The 4,832-nt window shown below is 73.8% G+C and carries 5 protein-coding genes; 4 read left to right on the top strand and 1 reads right to left on the bottom strand.

Going from position 1 to position 4,832, the window contains the following annotated elements; translation table 11 throughout:
• Positions 1-418 (bottom strand): DUF998 domain-containing protein (locus NCC78_RS27570; RefSeq protein WP_250798140.1); only part of this gene is annotated, 418 nt, incomplete at its 3' end.
• A gap of 157 nt (positions 419-575) precedes the next feature.
• On the opposite strand from NCC78_RS27570, the gene aspS reads away from it, so the two are divergent.
• The 4 genes from aspS to NCC78_RS27550 all read left to right on the top strand — a co-directional run.
• Positions 576-2,381, top strand: coding sequence for an aspartate--tRNA ligase (aspS, locus tag NCC78_RS27565; protein WP_250798138.1), 1,806 nt, complete (start codon positions 576-578; stop codon positions 2,379-2,381).
• 110 nt (positions 2,382-2,491) lie between these two features.
• Positions 2,492-3,304: an SDR family oxidoreductase gene (locus NCC78_RS27560; protein ID WP_250798133.1), complete on the top strand. Its 813-nt coding sequence runs from the start codon at positions 2,492-2,494 to the stop codon at positions 3,302-3,304.
• Between the two features lie 113 nt (positions 3,305-3,417).
• On the top strand, positions 3,418-4,020 hold the full coding sequence (locus NCC78_RS27555) for an ArsR/SmtB family transcription factor (RefSeq protein WP_250798131.1): 603 nt from the start codon (positions 3,418-3,420) through the stop codon (positions 4,018-4,020).
• Positions 4,017-4,832 (top strand): MFS transporter (locus NCC78_RS27550; RefSeq protein WP_250798129.1); only part of this gene is annotated, 816 nt, incomplete at its 3' end. The genes NCC78_RS27555 and NCC78_RS27550, both read left to right, overlap by 4 nt.

Below are 4,832 nucleotides of genomic sequence, written 5' to 3'. Positions count from 1 at the left end.
CGCCCGGGCCGGTCACGTCCCGCCCGCCCTTAGGTGGGGCGAGCGCCGGCCAGAGCGCCAGGGCGCCGAAGGCGACCGCGGCGGCGAGCCCGTGCGGCGTAGACCCGCCCGCGCCGGCGGGAAGCGGGAACGCGGCCACCGCGAGGGTGGCGACCCCACCGAGCGCCAGGAGCACCCGACCGCCGGTCGCCGCCGGCCGCAGCCCGGCGGCGGTGACACAATGGCACAGTCCGAGCCCGACCAGGCCGAGGGTCATGATCCAGCGGTCCGCCGCACCCACCGCGGCGAGCGCGCTGATGGTGCCGCCCACCTGGTCGAAGCCGTCCGGTTGCCGGGCCGCGCCGAGCGTCCAGCCACCGATCAGGAACACCGGCGCCGCGGCGGCGGAGAACAGGGCCCACGCGGGTACGACGCGCATCCGCCACACCGTACGCGGGGTGCGGGCGCGCCCGGGTGCCCGGTGGACGACGAACACGCACGGCAGCGCGCCCTTGTCTCACCCCCCAACCGGGCCGGACGGGAGACTGACAGAATGCCAGGGGTAAAGGTGCACCGCAGATGAGGAGACGCAAGCCGTGATCCGTACCCATGACGCCGGCAGCCTGCGCGCGACGGACGCCGGCACCACGGTGACCCTCGCCGGGTGGGTGGCCCGCCGGCGCGACCACGGCGGTGTCATCTTCGTCGACCTGCGCGACGGCTCCGGCGTGGTCCAGGTGGTGTTCCGCGAGGAGGACGCGCACGCGCTGCGCAACGAGTTCTGCGTCCGGGTGACCGGCGAGGTGACCCGCCGCCCCGAGGGCAACGAGAACCCGGAGCTGCCCACTGGCGACGTCGAGGTGACCGCCGCCGAGCTGGAGGTGCTCTCCGAGGCGGCGCCGCTGCCGCTGCCGGTGGACGACCAGATCGAGGCCGGCGACGACATCCGGCTCCGCTACCGCTACCTCGACCTGCGCCGCAGCGGCCCGGCGAAGGCGATGCGGCTGCGCTCGCGGGCCAACCAGCTGGCGCGCGCGGTGCTGCACGACCGGGACTTCCTGGAGATCGAGACGCCGACGCTGACCCGGTCCACCCCGGAGGGTGCCCGCGACTTCCTGGTGCCGGTGCGCCTGCAGCCCGGCAGCTGGTACGCGCTGCCGCAGTCACCGCAGCTGTTCAAGCAGCTGCTGATGGTCGGCGGCATGGAGCGCTACTACCAGATCGCCCGCTGCTACCGCGACGAGGACTTCCGCGCCGACCGGCAGCCGGAGTTCACCCAGCTCGACATCGAGATGTCCTTCGTCACCGAGGACGACGTGATCGACCTCGGCGAGTCGATCGTCTCGACGCTCTGGAAGGACCTCGCCGGGCACGAGATCTCCCGGCCGATCCCACGGATCACTTGGCACGACGCCATGTCCCGGTACGGCTCGGACAAGCCGGACCTGCGCTACGGCGTCGAGCTGACCGAGCTGACCGACTACCTGCGCGGCACCGAGTTCCGGGTCTTCGCCGGCGCGATCGACGCCGGCGGGTACGTCGGCGCGGTGGTCATGCCGGGCGGTGCCAGCCAGAGCCGCAAGGAGCTGGACGGCTGGCAGGACTGGGCCAAGGCGCGCGGCGCGCGCGGCCTGGCGTACGTGGTGCTCGACGCGGAGACCGGCGAGGCGCGCGGCCCGGTGGCGAAGAACCTCTCCGAGGCGCACCTGGGCGGGCTCGCCGACGCGGTCGGCGCGAAGCCGGGCGACGCGGTCTTCTTCGCCGCCAGCACCGAGACCCGGGAGGCGCAGGAGCTGCTCGGCGCGGCCCGGATCGAGATCGCCAAGCGGGCCGGCCTGATCGACGAGAGCGCCTGGGCGTTCTGCTGGGTGGTCGACGCGCCGATGTTCGAGAAGACCGACGAGGGCGGATGGACGGCGGTGCACCACCCGTTCACCTCGCCGAACGCGGAGTGGGTGGACCGGTTCGAGGAGGCGCCGGACCGGGCGCTGGCGTACGCGTACGACATCGTCTGCAACGGCAACGAGATCGGCGGCGGCTCGATCCGTATCCACCGGGGCGACGTGCAGCAGCGGGTCTTCGACCTGCTCGGCATCACGCCGGAGGAGGCGCAGGACAAGTTCGGCTTCCTGCTGGAGGCGTTCAAGTACGGCGCTCCGCCGCACGGCGGCATCGCATTCGGCTGGGACCGGGTCTGCATGCTGCTCGCCGGCGCGGACTCCATCCGCGAGGTGATCGCCTTCCCGAAGACCCGGGGCGGCTTCGACCCGCTGACCGGCGCGCCGACGCCGATCACCGCCCAGCAGCGCACCGAGGCCGGCATCGACGCAAAGCCCAAGCCCCAGGCCGTCCCGCACACCGGCACCGCCGGCCCCGCCGCCCCCGTCGCCGACCCGGTCTGACCTTCCCCGGTCCGCCGTCGATCATGAGGTTGGCGGGGCCGCGCTCCGGCGTGTCGCCCCGTTAACCTCATGATCGACGCATCGGCGGAGGGGGAGGGGGAGGGGTAGGCGTGAGGCTGCTTGTGGTGGGGGGCAGTGGGTACCTGGGCGGGGAGGTTTGCCGGCAGGCGGTCGGCGCGGGGGAGCGGGTGGTGGGGACCTGTCACTCGGGCGCCGTGGGGGTGCGGGGGGTCGAGGCGCGTCGGCTCGACGTGACCGACCGGGCCGCCGTGCGCGAGCTGGTCACCCGGGTTCGCCCCGACGCCGTGGTCAGCACCCCCTACCGGTACGCGGACTGGACGGTCACCGCCGACGGGGCGGCCAACGTCGCGTACGCGGCGGCCGAGGTGGGGGCACGGCTGGTGCACCTGTCCAGTGACGCCCTGCACGCCGGGCGTCCCGAGCCCTACGCCGACGACGAGCCACCCAGCCCGATCTTCCCGTACGGCGCGGCGAAGGCGGCGGCGGAGACCGCCGTGCGCGCCGTCGACCCTGGCGCGGCGCTAGTGCGTACCTCGTTGATCGTGGGGTCCGAGCAGAGCAAGCAGATCCGGCTCTGCCTGGACGCGTTGGCCGGCCGGGCCACGCTCTTCACCGACGAGCTCCGCTGCCCGGTCGACGTGGCTGACCTGGCCGCCGCGGTCCTGGAACTGGTCGTTGTCGACTACGCCGGCCCGCTGAACGTGGCCGGTCCGGACGCGGTCAGCCGCGCCGACCTGGGTCTGCTGGTCGCCGCGCGCTTCGGGCTCGACCCGGCCGGGATGAAGACCAGCACCGGCGCCGCCGCCGGCGTGGTCCGCCCCACCGAGGTGCGCCTGGACTCGGCCCGCGCCGCCGGCCTGCTGCGCACCCGGCTGCGCGGGGTGCGCGAACTCCTCGCCTGAGTCGACGGCCGGCCCCACCTCCCTCCGCCAAATGTGGGCGCTCCCCGTCCGCGGTGCACACTTCCTGTGCACAACTATTGTGCACAGGAGATGTGCACAGTTATTGTGCAGTCATGGATGACGAGCACCCGACCGGCCGACCGGCCCCGCGCACCGTCCACCTCGACGGCCGGCAGGTCCGCACCCTGGCCCACCCGCTCCGCATGCGGCTGCTCGGCACGCTGCGCCTGGACGGCCCGGCGACGGCGACCACGCTGGCCGAGAAGCTGAACACCAATACCGGGGCGACCAGCTACCACCTGCGGCAGCTCGCCGAGGTGGGCCTGGTCACCGAGGACCTCGACCGAGGCACCGGCCGCCAGCGGTGGTGGCGGTCCGCCCACGACATGAGCGACTTCGAGCCGACGGACTTCGACGACGACCCCGACGCCCGGGCGGCGGTGCAGTGGATCCTGGCCGACCAGGTGCGGTTCATGGCCGAGCAGTCCGAGCGGTGGATGTCCGCCGAGCACGGCTATTCCCGGCCCTGGCGGGACGCCGCCGGTATGGGTGACCTGATGCTGCCGTTGGGCCCGGCCCGGCTGCGGGCGCTCAACGACGAGCTGTGGGAGGTGCTGATGCGCTACCGGAACGAGCCGGCCCCCCAGGAGGAGGGCGACGTCCTGCCCGTGCACGTCTTCGTCGCGGCCTTCCCCCGGGTGGAGGAGAAGCGGTGAGCGCGCTGACCGTACGCCAGGTCCGGCGGCGTTTCCTGCTGCTGCACGGCCTGCGCTGGCTGCCCACCGGCCTGATGATCCCCGTGATGATCCTGCTGATGCAGGAGCGCGGCCTGTCGCTGTCCCAGATCGGGCTGGTCTCGGTCGCCCAGGGCCTGGTGGTCCTGGTGCTGGAGCTGCCCACCGGCGGGCTCGCCGACGCCCTCGGCCGGCGACCGGTCCTGCTGACGGCCTGGCTGCTCAGCCTGGTCTCGCTGCTGGTCTTCGCCGTCGCCGACTCCTTCTGGCTCTTCTTCCTGGTCTGGGCGGTGCAGGGCGTCTTCCGGGCGCTGGACAGCGGTCCCCTGGAGTCCTGGTACGTCGACGCCACCCTCGCCGCCGACCCCGACGCCGCGTACGAGCCGGGCCTCGGCCACGCCGGCACCGTCATCGGCGTGGCCATCGCCGCCGGCGCGCTGCTCAGCGGCGGCCTGGTCGCGCTCGGCCCGCTCGGCCCGGTCAGCGCGCTCACCGTCCCGGTGCTGGTCGCCGCCGCGCTCCAGGTGGTGGCTCTGGCCGCCCTGCTGGTGCTGCTGGTCGAGGTCCGCCCGGGGCAGGGCGTCGGCGCGCTGCGGGCGTCGGTCACCGAGGCGCCCCGGATGGTCGGGCAGGCGTTCGGGTTGCTGCGCCGCTCCCGGGTGCTGTTCGCCCTGGTCGCCGTCGAGCTGTTCTGGGGCTTCGGCATGGTCACCTTCGAGTCGCTGCTGCCGGTCCGGCTTGCCGAGGTGGCCGGCGACCCGGAGCGGGCGGCGACGCTGCTCGGGCCGGCCAAC

The sequence above is a fragment of the Micromonospora phytophila genome (assembly GCF_023656545.1).
GTDB classification, from domain to species: domain Bacteria; phylum Actinomycetota; class Actinomycetes; order Mycobacteriales; family Micromonosporaceae; genus Micromonospora; species Micromonospora phytophila.
The sequence above is the reverse complement of the archived record's forward strand: the minus strand, read 5'-3'. Positions and strand labels throughout refer to the sequence as shown.